Source organism: Methylobacterium sp. WL7, from assembly GCF_008040085.1.
GTDB lineage: Bacteria > Pseudomonadota > Alphaproteobacteria > Rhizobiales > Beijerinckiaceae > Methylobacterium > Methylobacterium mesophilicum.
In genome coordinates this window covers 18,448-31,573 of sequence record NZ_VRVG01000012.1, presented here as the reverse complement: position 1 = coordinate 31,573, position 13,126 = coordinate 18,448, and the positions used below count along the sequence as shown (strand labels likewise).

The 13,126-nt window shown below is 70.3% G+C and carries 10 protein-coding genes; 9 read left to right on the top strand and 1 reads right to left on the bottom strand.

The features are described 5' to 3' along the window. Positions 1-122 precede the first annotated feature (122 nt). Together FV233_RS05615 and FV233_RS05610 are read left to right on the top strand one after the other, a co-directional pair. Positions 123-1,754 (top strand): AarF/UbiB family protein, encoded by a 1,632-nt coding sequence (locus FV233_RS05615; RefSeq protein ID WP_147853755.1) that lies wholly within the window; start codon positions 123-125, stop codon positions 1,752-1,754. A 269-nt stretch (positions 1,755-2,023) separates the two neighbouring features. Next, the gene (locus tag FV233_RS05610) at positions 2,024-3,256 is read left to right on the top strand and encodes a PAS domain-containing sensor histidine kinase (protein ID WP_246689913.1); all 1,233 of its coding nucleotides are present in this window, start codon (positions 2,024-2,026) and stop codon (positions 3,254-3,256) included. A 3-nt stretch (positions 3,257-3,259) separates the two neighbouring features. On the opposite strand, the gene FV233_RS05605 is transcribed toward FV233_RS05610, so the two are convergent. Then, on the bottom strand, positions 3,260-3,607 hold the full coding sequence (locus tag FV233_RS05605) for an Hpt domain-containing protein (RefSeq protein WP_187277648.1): 348 nt from the start codon (positions 3,605-3,607) through the stop codon (positions 3,260-3,262). Positions 3,608-3,771: 164 nt separating this feature from the next. On the opposite strand from FV233_RS05605, the gene FV233_RS05600 reads away from it, so the two are divergent. From FV233_RS05600 to FV233_RS05570, 7 genes are all read left to right on the top strand, one after another. After that, the gene (locus tag FV233_RS05600) at positions 3,772-5,235 is read left to right on the top strand and encodes a HAMP domain-containing sensor histidine kinase (protein WP_147896873.1); all 1,464 of its coding nucleotides are present in this window, start codon (positions 3,772-3,774) and stop codon (positions 5,233-5,235) included. Further along, positions 5,220-6,632, top strand: coding sequence for a sigma-54 dependent transcriptional regulator (locus FV233_RS05595; RefSeq protein ID WP_147853630.1), 1,413 nt, complete (start codon positions 5,220-5,222; stop codon positions 6,630-6,632). The genes FV233_RS05600 and FV233_RS05595 overlap by 16 nt, the downstream gene beginning before the upstream one ends. Before the next feature lie 147 nt (positions 6,633-6,779). After that, positions 6,780-8,105 (top strand): MFS transporter, encoded by a 1,326-nt coding sequence (locus FV233_RS05590; RefSeq protein WP_147853629.1) that lies wholly within the window; start codon positions 6,780-6,782, stop codon positions 8,103-8,105. Positions 8,106-8,125: 20 nt separating this feature from the next. Continuing rightward, positions 8,126-9,427, top strand: coding sequence for a metallophosphoesterase (locus FV233_RS05585; RefSeq protein ID WP_147853628.1), 1,302 nt, complete (start codon positions 8,126-8,128; stop codon positions 9,425-9,427). Positions 9,428-9,495: 68 nt separating this feature from the next. Further along, complete coding sequence (locus FV233_RS05580) at positions 9,496-10,764, top strand: arsenic transporter (protein WP_187278057.1); 1,269 nt, start codon at positions 9,496-9,498, stop codon at positions 10,762-10,764. 72 nt (positions 10,765-10,836) lie between these two features. After that, positions 10,837-11,775 (top strand): DMT family transporter, encoded by a 939-nt coding sequence (locus FV233_RS05575; protein WP_147853627.1) that lies wholly within the window; start codon positions 10,837-10,839, stop codon positions 11,773-11,775. 330 nt (positions 11,776-12,105) lie between these two features. Further along, positions 12,106-13,119, top strand: a complete 1,014-nt coding sequence (locus FV233_RS05570; RefSeq protein ID WP_147896872.1) for an acyltransferase — start codon at positions 12,106-12,108, stop codon at positions 13,117-13,119. Positions 13,120-13,126 lie beyond the last annotated feature (7 nt).

The window sequence follows — 13,126 nt, the reverse complement described above, 5'->3', positions numbered from 1 at the left end:
GCTGTTTTCGACGGCGGCTCTATTGTCGCCCTTGGGGGGCGCCCGGGCTTCGCGACCGCAAAAAAGTCCTTATGCTCGTGCTGTCCGGACGCCCAATCGTGTCCGAACGGATCGCCCCCTTCATGCTGAAGACAGCCTTCGTTGCCGCCCGCGACCGTCAGAGGCTGTCGGAGATCGCGTCGATCCTGATCGGCTTCGGCGTCACGCGCGTCGTGGACCGCCTCGGCCTGCGCTACCTGCCGCTGCTGCCGCGCCGCCGGCCGCGGGTCGACGTCACCCGGCTATCCGAACCCGAGCGCCTGCGCCGGGCGATCGAGGCGCTCGGCCCGACCTTCATCAAGTTCGGGCAGGTTCTGGCGAGCCGGCCGGACCTGCTGTCGCCCGCCTGGACCGAGGAGTTGCAGAAGCTCCACAGCCAGGTCGTGCCGGTGTCGTGGGAGCAGATCGGCCCGCAGCTCGAGCAGGATATCGGCGCCCCGCCCAACGAGGTGTTCGCCGAGTTCGACACCAACCCGATCGCCTCCGCGTCGATCGCCCAGGTCTACCGGGCGCGCCTGCACACGGGCGAGGACGTGATCGTCAAGGTGCTGCGTCCGAACCTGCGCAAGATCATCGAGGCGGATCTGCGCCTGATGGCCCACGGCGCCCGGATCGTCGAGAACGAGTGGCCGGACATGGCCCGCTACCAGCCGCGGGAGCAGATGCGCCATCTCGCCGACGGCCTCAACGGCGAGCTCGACCTGCTCAACGAGGCGCGCAACTGCGAGCTGCTGGCGCAGATCTTCGTGGACCGCGACGACATCGTCTTTCCGAAGATCCACTGGGAATATTGCTCCGAGCGGGTCTTGGTCCAGGACTTCATCCACGGCATCCCGCCCAACGACGAGGCGGCGCTCCGCGCGGCCGGGCTCGACAAGAAGCTGCTCGCCCAGAAGGGCACCGACGCCTTCCTGCAGATGGCGCTGATCGAGGGTGTCTTCCACGCCGATCCGCACCCCGGCAACATGCTCGCGATGCCGGGCAATAAGATCGGCTTCATCGATTTCGGCATCATCGGCCGGCTGTCGCAGCGGCGGCGCTCGCAGCTGCTGGTCCTGATCGGCGCGATGCTCAAGCAGGATGCCGACGGCCTGATGGCCGTGCTCCTCGACTGGACCGGCACCAGCAACCCGGACCTGACCAAGCTTCAGGTCTCGGCCACGTCCTTCGTGGAGAGCCACTCCTCGATCCCGCTGAACCTCGGGCTGGTGCTCACCGACTTCATGAACATGGCCCGCGAGAACGACCTCGCGATGCCCACCGACCTGGCGATCCTGTTCAAGGGCCTGGTCACCGCCGACGGCGTGATGCGCCACCTCGATCCGGATTTCGACCTGTTCGCCGCGGCCGGACCGACCGTCAAGGCGAGCATGCAGACGCAGTTCTCGCTCGGCGCCCTCAAGCAGAAGGCCGAGGCCCTGGGTGTCGGCCTCTACGGCGCGGCCTCCGAACTGCCGACCCTGATCCACCTGATGCTGGTTCGCCTGAAGCAGGGCCGCGTCACCGTCGAGATCGAGATCAAGGGCCTGGACAAGGTCACCCGCGGCATCGAGCGGGCTGCCGCCCGGGTCGCGGTCGCCCTGGTGGTGGCCGCCTTCGCCACCCAGCTGGCGCCCCGGCTGATCGACCTCGGCACGCCGGTCTTCGTCTCGATCGGGCTGGTGATCTTCATCCTCGGCATCGGCTGGCTGGTGCTGCTGATGCGAAACAAGTGATCGGTTTCGTCGCTATCGGACGCGGCGAAACTAGTTGTCGGCCGGTGCCGAATACACAGTTCGTTTGATTATCCGGAATCTCGTGTTAGCCTCGGGAACCCTTCGATTCGCGGGGTTGCGAGCGGGGTGCGCCACCAGAAGCGGTTCGATCCGCCGGCGCCTCCGGGCCTCGACATCGCGTCGCCGCACCTGGCCTTCGGTGGGTCCCCCATGGCGCGCGCCGCGGGGGTGGACGCTGAGATGGGGGGCGAGCGATGGATGCGGGCCTCATGCTGGCGCGCGCGGACGGGACGGATCGACGCCTGGACGCGCTCGAAGCGGAGAACATCCGCCTGAGGGCCCTGCTGATGCAGGCCACCGGCCAGGCGGATTCGGAACGGCAGCGCAGTCGGCGCCTCGGCCGCATCATCGAGGCCGCGAGCCGCGTCGAGGCCGGCCGCCTCGGCCGTGAGCCGTGGCAAGCCTCCGGGCCCCAATCGCTGCACCACCACGCCCTGGACGATGCCGCCGCGTGGTCGGCGCCGTCCTGGGCCGGTGAGCTGACCGCCCCCGGGATGCTCCAGGCCGCCGCGGATGTCCTGGAGGTGCTCGACCGCGACGGACGCGTGATCACCGCGGGCGAGAATGGCCCGGCCTGCCTGTGTGTCCGGAACCCTGCGGACACGATCGGGCGTCCCTGGATCGAGATCTGGACCCGCGACGAGGACCGCGAGGCGGTGGCAGGGGCCCTGGACAAGGCGCGCCTTGGCGGCGCGAGCCGCTTCCAGGCCAAGCTGGAGACCGGCCGGTCCGCCACGTGGTGGGACATCGCGGTCACCCCCGTGGGCGGCCAGCGTGGCCATCCCGAGCGGATCCTGGCCGCGTCCCGGGACATCACCGAGCTGAAGCTCACCGAAGCGCGCCAGACCCTGCTGATGCAGGAGCTGTCCCATCGGATGAAGAATACCCTGGCCATGGTCCAGGCGGTTGCGGCGCAGACCCTGCGCAACGCCGGTTCGCTGGAGGCGGCCGGGGAAGCGCTGGCCGCGCGGCTGCTGGCGCTGGCCCAGGCCCACGACGTGCTGCTGCAGGGCTCTTTCGCGGCGGCCTCCCTGGTCGGCCTGGTCGAGGGGGCGGTGTCCCTGCACGGCGACGGCGTCGCGGGCCGGTTCCGGGTCGAGGGCGAAGACCTCACCCTCGGCCCGCGTCACGGCATGGTGCTGGCGCTGATGTTGCACGAACTCGGCACCAACGCCGCCAAGTACGGCGCGCTCTCGGTGCCCACAGGACAGGTGCTGATCGCCTGGGAGATCGCAGGCTCGGGTGACGGCGCCACCCTGCGGTTCCGCTGGGAGGAGGTCGGCGGCCCGCCGGTCGAACCGCCGACCCGGACCGGGTTCGGGACGCGGCTGATCGCCCGCAGCCTGGCCCACAGCTTCGGGGGGACGGCCCGGTTGACCTACCCGCCGACCGGGGCCGTGCTGACTTTCGAGGCGCCGCTGGCCGCCGTGACGGCCGGCTGACGGTCAGCGGGCCGCGTGCGTTTCTTCGCGCAGATCGCGCAGGGCCGTGATAGTCTCGTCGCGCAGGCTTCGGAGATGTGCCAGTTGCGCCGCAAGGTCGCCGCCGCCGAGCTTCGCGGCCTGCTCGAAGGCCCGGCAGGCCTGGGACAAGTCCGAGCAGCCGAGCATCCCCGACATCGAGACGAGGGTGTGGGCTTCCCGGGCGTAGGCGGCCTCGCCCTGGTCCACGCCGTCGAAGGCCGTGGCGAGGCTCGTGGCGAAGCGATCGAGCAGGCGCGCGAGCTTCTCGGTGCCGATCACACCTTCGAGTTCGTCGAGCGCGGCCCGATCGACGCGGGACTGTGACACCATCTTCTCCGGCAGCGAATTTTCGGTACGCCTCGACAGAAGCGTGCAATCGCCGCGAGGTCCAGCGGCCGATTCCGATCGCACCGGTATGTGCCACCGTTTCCACAGCGTGCCCACCCGGTTATCGGCTGCGCGGGGGCGGCGGGCGCCCCGGAGGACCCTGCGCCGTGACGGCCTATAGCCTACGCGCCCGGCTGCTCGCCTTGTGGATCCTGCTGCTGGCCTCGGCGGCGGCCACCGCCTACCTCATGTTCGGGTTCTACAGCCAATCCACCGCCGTCCAGGTCGCGCAGGCGGAGGTGGCGGTTGGGCGGGCCTGCCGGGAGATCATCGACCGCTACGCCGCTCTGACCCGCCGGACCAAGGGTAACATCCCGCGGAGCGAGCTCGGCGGCACCGTCGGGGCGGCGCTCGAACTCTTCCCGGGCATTGAGGGTGGGGTCTGGAGCGCCGCGGACGGCCCTGTCGCCTACGCGTACCCGACCTACGAGGGCACCGGGCCGAAGACCGACCTCCCCGAGGCCGAGCGCGACAGCATCGCGGGGGTGAATGCCCAGGCCCTGCGGGTGGACCACGCCGTGGCGTTCCGCCGGCCGAGCCGCACGCAGGTGCTGCTGGTCCAGGGCTGCCCGCTGCACGGACCCGAACCCGGGCTGACCGCCTGGACCATGGGCCGCGCCCACGTCAACGACGGGCCCGCCTACACGCGCTTCCTTGCCGGCCTAGGCTTCCTGGCCGTGACCGTGCTGGGGTCGGCCGCATTCCTCGGATGGTTCCTGTACGGGTTCTCGGGCCGGATCGCCCGGTTGGAGGCCGCACTGGCCGCGCCCCGGCCGGACGGCGAGGACCTGCCGCGGTTGCAACGGACCGGCGAGCGCGAGCTCGACCGGCTGGTCGATGCCCTCAACGCCGCAGGCGGGCGCCTCCGCGAGGCGCAGGCGCGGGTGGTCGCCGCGGAGCGCCTGGCGGCCGTGGGGCGCCTCGCGGCCAGCATCGCCCACGAGATCCGCAACCCGATCGCGGCGATGCGGCTCAAGGCTGAGAACGCCCTGGCCAGCGGCAATCCGGAACGCGCCACGGTGGCCCTGGAGAGCGTGCTCGGCCAGATCGCCCGGGTCGATCACCTGCTGCGCGACCTCCTGAACCTCACCCAGGCCCGCACGCTCACCCGCAGCCCCACCGATATCGCCGCGTTGCTCGCCGATTGCGCGCGCCTGCACGAAGATCTGGCGAGCGCCCGGGCCGTGCGGATCGCGATCGCGGGGGACGCGTTGCCCGGAGCGGACCGGCCGCAGATCGACGGCGCCCAGATCGCCCGCGCGCTGGACAACCTGCTGCTCAACGCCCTCCAGCACACGCCCCCGGGGGGCCGGGTCCGTCTTGCCGCCGAGCGGGTGACGGTCGCGGGCGTGGTACGCCTGCACCTGCGCGTGAGCGACACCGGCCCCGGCATCGATCCCGAAATCCGCCCCGGGCTGTTCGAGCCGTTCGTGACCGGACGGCCGGACGGGACCGGCCTCGGTCTCGCAATCGTGCGTGAGATCGCCCTGGCGCATCGCGGCGCCGTCAGGCTGATCGATGGCGCGCCCGAGACCACCTTCGTGCTGGACCTGCCATGGCGACCATCCTGATCGTGGACGACGATTCCGCCCTGCGCGAGGGGCTGGCCGAGACCGTGGCCGATCTCGGCCACCGCCCCCTGCCGGCAGCCTCCGGGGCGGAGGCCCTGGCGCTTCTTCTGGGGAAGGAGACGGTCTCGGCCGTGCTGCTCGACCTGCGGATGCCGGGCGACCTCGACGGCATGGCGACCCTGGCGCGGATCTGCGCCCTGCCGGCCCGGCCGCCCGTGACGGTGCTCACCGCTTTCGCGAGCCCGGCCAACACGATCGAGGCGATGCGCCTCGGTGCCCACGACCACCTGACCAAGCCGGTCGGACGCTCCGACCTCGCCGCCGCCCTCGATGCGATGCTGTCGAGCGTCAGGCCGGATCCAGACGACGGCGATCCCGAGGGCGGCCTGATCGGCTCGAGTTCCGGCATGCGCCGGGTCCAGAAGACGATCGGGCTCGTCGCCGACACCGCCTCGACGGTGCTGATCCAGGGCGAGACCGGGACCGGCAAGGAGGAGGTGGCGCGCGCGCTGCACGCTTATTCCGCCCGCCGGGGACGGCCTTTCGTGCCGGTCAACTGTGCCGCGATCCCGCCCGACCTGCTGGAAAGCGAGCTGTTCGGCCATGTCCGCGGCGCCTTCACGGGCGCGGTCGGCGACCGGGCCGGCGCCTTCCACCAGGCCGAAGGCGGCACGCTGTTCCTCGACGAGATCGGCGACATGCCCCCGCCGATGCAGGCCAAGATCCTGCGGGTGATCCAGGACCGCATGGTCACGCCGCTCGGCGGCCGGTCGGGACGCGTCGACGTCCGCCTGATCGCCGCGACGCACCGCGACCTGCCGCTGCTGGTGGACCAGGGCCGGTTCCGGGCCGACCTCTATTACCGCCTGAACGTCGTGCCGATCCTGCTGCCGCCCCTGCGCGAGCGCCTGGCCGACATCGTGCCGCTCGCCGAGCACTTCCTGGGTCCATCGGGCAAGCGGCTGAGCGCGGGCGCCGCCTCACGGCTGCTGGCCTATGGCTGGCCGGGCAACGTCCGCGAATTGCGCAACACCGTCGAACGCGCCGCAGTGCTGGTACGCTGCGGGGTGATCGCGGCCGACGCGATCGACCTCCCGACGGCGCGTCCCGCGCAGCTCTCCGAAGGTGTCGGCGTCCCGGGGGGATGGCCGGCGGACTGGCTCGCGGGCGATCTACCCGGCGCCGTCGCCCGCCTGGAGCGGACCATGATCGCCGTGGCGCTTCGCGAAGCGGACGGAAACCGAGCCCGGGCCGCTCGCCGCCTCGGCATCCAGCGCCAGCTCCTCTACGCCAAGATCGAGCGCTACGGGCTCGCCACTCCGGAGACAGACCTGTCGGCAGAAGCGACGGTTGATGTCGCGAATCCCGACGCATCCGGCGAGGCCGAGGGTGGGTAAACCACTCACAGGGCTGGGAATCGTCCCCGAACGAGTCTTCTCGAACAATTACAGGGAACAGATGGATTAAGCGGGCGTCAAGCTCGTCACGTGCCGTCCCCGACCGGGTCCGGCCGCGGCGGCATTCGGGCGGGGGCCAGGATCAGGATGGACAGGACCGATACCGGAGCGGCGGCGCGCGGCGCGACCGTCCGGACTCCCTCCACCAAGGCGTTGCGCGGCCTCGACGCCCTCAACTTCTTCCTCGCCGACGTGCGCGACGGGCTCGGGCCCTATCTGGCGATCTACCTGATCGCAGTCCGGGGGCCGGACCAGGGTTGGAACGAGGCCACCACCGGCCTTGTGATGACCATCGCGGGCATCCTGGGCCTCGTGGCGCAGACGCCGGCCGGAGCGCTGATCGACGCGACCAACCACAAGCGGGCGATCGTGATCGGCGGTGCCATCGCGGTCACGGCGAGCTGCCTGATCCTGCCATTCATCGCGAACTTCTACCTCGTGACCGCCACGCAATCGATCGCTCACGTGGCCGGCACCATCTTCCCGCCGGCGCTGGCCGCGATCACGCTCGGCGTCGTCGGCCCGAAGATGTTCGCCAAGCGGATCGGCCGCAACGAAGGCTTCAACCATGCCGGCAACGCTGCCTCCGCGGCCATCGCCGGCGGCTTGGCCTACTTCTTCGGTCCGATCGTGGTGTTCTGGCTGATGGGCGTGCTGGCCGCGCTCTCGATCGGCGCCATGCTGCTGGTCCCGGCCGATGCCATCGACGACGACCTCGCCCGCGGCATGACCGAGGCGGAAGCTAAGGCGGACGAGCAGCCCTCCGGCCTGAAGACGCTGCTTCAGAACAAGCCGCTGATGCTGTTCGCCGTGCTCTGCGCGATCTTCCACCTGTCCAACGCCGCGATGCTGACCTCGGTCGGGCAGCTGCTCACCCACCTCTCCGGAAAGGACCACGCGACGTCTCTGATCGCCGTGTGCATCGTCGCCGCGCAATGCGTGATGGTGCCGGTGGCGGTATTCGTCGGCGCCCGGGCCGACATCATCGGGCGCAAGCCGATCTTCCTGGCGGCCTTCGGCGTGCTGGCTTTGCGCGGCGTGCTTTACACGTTCTCGGACAACCCGTTCTGGCTCGTCGGCGTCCAGCTCCTCGATGGGGTCGGGGCCGGCATCTACGGCGCGCTGTTCCCGATCGTCGTGGCCGACCTGACGCGGGGTGCCGGGCGGTTCAACGCCGCCCAGGGGGCGGTGGCGACGGCCCAGGGGGTCGGCGCCTCGGTGAGCGCGACGCTGGCCGGACTGATCATCGTGTCGGCCGGCTATTCCACCGCCTTCCTGGCACTGGCCGCGATCGCCGGGCTCGGCTTCGTCCTCTACCTGACGCTGATGCCCGAGACCCGGGGCGGGGAAGCCGCGAGCGGCACACCGGATAGCGGCTCCGGCCTTCCGCCGGCCGTGCCGGCGGCCGTCTGAACCGCCGACGGGAACCTCCGATGTCCGCCCCCGACCACCAGGCCGTGCCTGCGCGCGAGCCGCTCGTCTTCCTGCATGTCGGCGACTTGCACCTGCAGGATCCCGACGCGCAGAATGCCCGCGACCTCGCCGCGATCCTCGATCAGATCGCGGCGATCGCCCCCCAGGACCTGTTCGACTTCGTCTACCTGCCGGGGGATTTGGCCGAGAACGGCTTTGCCGCGGAATACCGCATCCTGAAGGACGCGCTGGACCGGCATCCGCACCTACCGCTGCGATTGATCCCGGGCGACCACGACCGCCAGCACGGGCGGATGGACGCGTTCCATGCCTTTGCGGCGAGCCTGGGTGCCCGGTTGCCGGAGCCGATCACCTGGGAGCTGGAACAGCCGCCATCCGGCTGTCCCGAGACGTGGCCGGTCCTGCCGATCTCGCATTACTGCGCCGCCGCCGACATCCAGGGCGTGCGCTGCCTGTTCGTCGACATGGTCAGCCCCGGCTTCGGCCGGAAAGGCATCGGTCTGGATTTTCGGCTCGGCGGTTGCCAGACCCAATGGCTGAGCGATCAGCTCACCGACGCAGCCGACAAGAAGATTCCCTGCGCCGTGTTCATGCACGCCTACCCGGACGACCTGCGCGAGCCGGACGACCGCCTCGACATCGGCGGCCTGTTCTGGGCGACACGGGTCCGCCTCGTGGAGATGGGCCACACCCACTACAACGAACTCGCCCCGGACGGCCGGACCCTCTACGCCGCCGCCCGCTCGGTCGGGCAGAACGAGGACGGCTCGGTCGGTTACGCGGTCGCGGCGATCGATGGGCCGGTGACGAGCTGGCGGTTCCGCGCCCTCGACCGGACCGCGCCGTTCGTGCTGATCACAAGCCCGGCCGACCGCCGCGTCGCCACGCTGCCGACGACGGATGTGACGTGCGGCATGGCGCTCGACGCCGACGGGCGGATCACCGTCCGGGCCGTCGTGCTCTCGGACGCACCGCCGCGCTACGTCCATTGCCGGGTCGATACAGGCCCGTGGATCCTGATGCACCGCGCGGAGGGCGCGCGCTGCTACGAGGCGTCGCTGTCCTGGGACGGAGGCGGACGCAGCATCCAGGTCGAGGCGGTGCATGAATGCTGGCCCGGGCACGGCCCGGACTACGTCGACACCGACGTGATCGAGCCGGTGATCGCAGTCTCGGACAATGCGGCCGCGCCGCCGATGCCGGAAAAGCCTGGTGGCGACGCGGGCCGGATCCAGAGCTGGGTCCGGAAGGGAATCCGCGGCGATCAGCTCGGACCGAACCGCTACGGCCGCAAGTGGTGACCCTGACCAAGTGGTGTTCGTCGCAGAGTGGTGAGCCTCGCCACGCCTCCGGGGGGAGATAGTTAGACGTGTTCGCTGGATTGAGCCTGACACCGAATTTGGCGACCTGGGGCATCGCCGCGCTCGCGACCCTGGGCGTGATCGTGCGCCCGTTCTCGTGGCCGGAGGCGATCTGGGCGGTGCTCGGCGCCGCCCTGCTGGTCGTTCTCGGCCTGCTGCCCTGGCAGGTCGCCCTCGACGGCGTCTCGAAGGGCACCGACGTCTACCTGTTCCTCGTCGGCATGATGCTGCTGGCCGAGATCGCCCGGAAGGAAGGGCTGTTCGATTGGCTCGCCGGCCTCGCCGTGCGCGCCGCCAAGGGCTCGCCGACCCGGCTGTTCCTGCTGATCTACCTCGTCGGCACCGTGGTGACGGTGTTCCTCTCCAACGATGCCTGCGCGGTGGTGCTGACGCCCGCGGTCTACGCCGCCGCCAAGGCCGCCGACGCGGAACCCCTGCCCTACCTGTTCATCTGCGCCTTCATCGCCAACGCGGCGAGCTTCGTGCTGCCGATCTCGAACCCGGCCAACCTCGTGGTGTTCGCCACCGACATGCCGCCGCTCGGCCAGTGGCTGGCCACCTTCGCGCTGCCATCGGCGCTGGCGATCGTCGCCACCTACGCGGTGCTGCGGCTGACCCAGAACAGCCGGCTCAAGGGCCAGAGCATCAAGACCGACGTCGAGACCGTGAGCCTCGGCCTCGGCGGCAAGGTCGCGGGACTCGGCATCATCGCCACCGCGGGGGCGCTGATCGGGGCCTCGGCCGCCGGCATCGAGCTCGGCCTGCCGACCTTCGTGGCCGGCCTCGCCACGACCCTGCTGGTGGTGGCGCTCAACCGTGGCGGCCTGGTCGAGGTGGTCGAGGACGTGTCCTGGGCGGTGCTGCCACTGGTGGCGGGCCTGTTCGTGCTGGTCGAGGCGCTGGAGAAGACCGGCGTGCTGACCCTGCTGGCCGACACCCTGAAGACCTACGCCCAGGGCGATCCCACCGCCACCGCCTGGGCGGGCGGCGCCCTCGTCGCCTTCGGCACCAACCTCGTGAACAACCTGCCGGCCGGGCTGCTCGCCGGCGCCGCCGTCCAGGCCGCGGAGGTCTCGCACAAGGTCGCGGGCGCGATCCTGATCGGCGTCGATCTCGGGCCGAACCTGTCGGTCACCGGCTCGCTCGCCACGATCCTGTGGCTCACGGCGATCCGCCGCGAGGGCGAGGACGTGTCGGCCTGGCAGTTCCTGAAGCTCGGCCTGTTGGTGATGCCGCCCGCCCTCGTGCTGGCGCTGGCCGCCCTCCTCCTCGTCTGAGAGCCCGGTCTCCGGATCCCAGGACGACGCCGCACCGAACCGCCTCGCCCTCCCACGACCGGAGCCCCGATCTTGAACGCCGCCCTGCTCTATCCCTTCATCCTGGTCGCAGGCGCCTTGCAGGCGCTCGGCAATTCCATGAACGCGCGCCTGCGCGACGCGCTGGTCAATCCGTGGCTGGCGGCGACCTACTCGTTCATGCCGATCGTGATCGTTTTCACGATCCTGTTCTTCACCATGCCGACGCCGCTGCCGACGCTGCAGACCCTGGGCTCGATGCCCTGGTACGCGCCGCTCGGCGGGGTGGCCGGCGCGGTGGCGGTGTTCGGCGGCCTCGCCTTCGTGGACAAGGTCGGGGCCGGCCCGTTCAACGGCCTGACCATCACGGCCAACATCCTGACCTCCCTGGCGCTCGACAGCCTCGGCCTGTTCGGCCTCAAGGCCGGGGGCTTCAAGGCGATGCCGTGGCTCGGGGGCCTGCTGATGGTGGTGGGCATCGTGTTCATCGCCCGCGCCACCGGCCCGAAATCGGACGACGAGCAGGCCGAGTCGGGCAAGGGCGGCCTGATGGCACGGTTGCTCTACCCGTTCATCCTGGTCGCGGGCTCGCTCCAGGCGGTCGGCGTGGTGCTCAACGCGCAGCTGCGCGGTGCCCTGGTGAACCCCTGGCTCGCCGCCACCGTGTCGTTCATTCCGGTCGCGTTGGTCTTCCTGTTCGTGTTCCTGCTCCGTCCGACCCCGCTGCCGACCCGGGCGGACGTGGCCCGGGTGCCGTGGTGGGGCGCGCTGGGCGGCATCGCCGGGGCGGTGGCGGTGTTCGCCGGCCTGCTGTTCGTCGACAAGGTCGGAGCCGGCGCCTTCAACGGTCTGCTGATCACCGCCAACCTGTTTACCTCCATCGCCATCGACCATTTCGGTTGGCTCGGCATGAAGCGCGTCCGCGCCGGGATCGGTCGGCTGATCGGCGGCTTGCTGATGGCAGCCGGCATCGTGCTGATCTCGGTGTTTTGATCGCGCGCGGGGCGATGGCCCCGGGACTACGCGTTCGCCGGAAGGCTCGAGTCCGGCGGGTGCCGGGGCCGTCGTTACGGTGTCCCGGAGCCGGGACGTCGGACGCGGAAACGCTGATGGTTCAATGTCTTGCGGTACCGGTCCTGCCGAAGCCCGGCCCCTCCCGCAGGGGTCGGGATCGGCACCGGTCCAAGATCGAGGCCCGTCGTGATCCTACGCCTTTCGAACCGCCGGTGGCACGAGCCTCAAAAACCTACACCCTAAGATCATCTCGCTAAGCCGCGGCAGCGCGCCTCCAGACTGTCGAACCTGAGGTTCGAGAGGCGCCCCATGCCCCCGCGTCACTGGCCTTTCCTCGACGGGTGGCGCGGCTGTGCGATCCTGCTCGTGCTCGTCGGCCATTTCGGCACGACGCACGGCATCAATCTCGGCCGCTTCGGGGTGGAGTTCTTCTTCGTGCTCAGCGGCCGTCTGATGGCCGAGATCCTGTTCGAACGCGGCACGCCGTTGAAGACGTTCTTCCTCCGCCGGGCCGCCCGGATCTATCCGGCGCTGATCTGCTTCGTGCTGGCGATGACCGGGCTCGTCCTCGCCACCGGTCAGGACCAGCAACTTTACGGCTGCCTCGCGGCGCTGACGCTGACCTACAACTACTACCACCTGTGGTTGCCCGAGGTGCCGAATGTCGACCACATCTGGTCGCTCTGCGTCGAGGAGCACGGCTACATCCTGCTCGGGATGATCGCGTTCCTCCGTCGCCGGCACGCGTTTTCCGTGGCCCCGGTTCTGACCGTTCTCGCAGCCCTCGCTTGCCTCAACGGCGCGGTCTCGACCGCGCTCGGCGGCGACTACACGACGGTCTACTGGCGCAGCGATGTCCGGGTGGCGTCGATCCTGTTCGGGGCGTCCGCCTACTTGATGATCGGCCGGAGCGCGCCACGGACGTCGTGGCGGCCCGCATTCCTGGCGCTGGCCGGCCTCGCCCTGAACGTCGCGGTAGTGCCTGATCCGATCAAGTACAGCCTGGGCTCCGCGCTCCTGTCCGTGGCGGTGGCCTCGCTGCCGAGCGCACCGGCCCTCCTGCGCCGGGGCCTGAGTGCGAAACCGCTGCTGCTGTTCGGCGCGTGGTCGTACGCCATCTACCTGTGGCAGCAACCTTTCTACGTGCTGCACGATGGGATCGGCGGGACGGCCAGCAAAGCCCTGGTCCTGCCCGCGATCGCCATGGGTCTCGTGAGCCTGTTCCTGATCGAGCGGCCGGGGCGGCGGCGTCTCAACAGCCTGCTCGACCGGACGTCGTCGGGCCGGCGCGCTGGCACCGTGAAGCGCTTGGCGACGCCCTGAGGCGCAG

What these genes read in the sequence shown, in the direction of transcription:
- FV233_RS05615 (WP_147853755.1), top strand. Translation starts at nt 123, where the DNA reads ATGCTGAAGACAGCCTTCGTTGCCGCCCGCGACCGTCAGAGGCTGTCG.
- FV233_RS05595 (WP_147853630.1), top strand. Translation starts at nt 5,220, where the DNA reads ATGGCGACCATCCTGATCGTGGACGACGATTCCGCCCTGCGCGAGGGG.
- FV233_RS05610 (WP_246689913.1), top strand. Translation starts at nt 2,024, where the DNA reads ATGCTGGCGCGCGCGGACGGGACGGATCGACGCCTGGACGCGCTCGAA.
- FV233_RS05585 (WP_147853628.1), top strand. Translation starts at nt 8,126, where the DNA reads ATGTCCGCCCCCGACCACCAGGCCGTGCCTGCGCGCGAGCCGCTCGTC.
- FV233_RS05605 (WP_187277648.1), bottom strand. Translation starts at nt 3,607, where the DNA reads ATGGTGTCACAGTCCCGCGTCGATCGGGCCGCGCTCGACGAACTCGAA.
- FV233_RS05570 (WP_147896872.1), top strand. Translation starts at nt 12,106, where the DNA reads ATGCCCCCGCGTCACTGGCCTTTCCTCGACGGGTGGCGCGGCTGTGCG.
- FV233_RS05590 (WP_147853629.1), top strand. Translation starts at nt 6,780, where the DNA reads ATGGACAGGACCGATACCGGAGCGGCGGCGCGCGGCGCGACCGTCCGG.